Origin of the sequence: Campylobacter coli LMG 9860, assembly GCF_000254135.1 — a bacterium.
Lineage (GTDB): Bacteria > Campylobacterota > Campylobacteria > Campylobacterales > Campylobacteraceae > Campylobacter_D > Campylobacter_D coli.
Genome location: NZ_AINS01000107.1, coordinates 1 through 270, shown reverse-complemented (window position 1 = coordinate 270; position 270 = coordinate 1). Strand labels below are relative to the sequence as shown.

General features: G+C 30.7%; 1 pseudogene. It reads right to left on the bottom strand.

What is annotated here, in order from left to right:
- A pseudogene (locus CCO88_RS10510) lies at nt 1–270 on the bottom strand (mobilization protein); the annotation flags it as partial.

Below are 270 nucleotides of genomic sequence, written 5' to 3'. Positions count from 1 at the left end.
GTATATAAACTCGTGATAGCATTTTTCTTTTTTAGTAAAATTTTGAAGTCCTTTAGGCTTTCCGCTTTTAGCTAAACCATTCTTATTTTCACAATATTTATAAAAATTTTCATAAGCTTTTTTATAAAGCCTTTCTATGTTCTTACGCACTTCATCGCTAGTGCAAGAGTATTCATTTAAATGCGTAAGTTCTTTAGTGATTGTCTTAGCATTATCGTTGGTTCTATCATTGTGGTTTAATGCGGGTTGTTTTTTAGGATTGCAATGAGC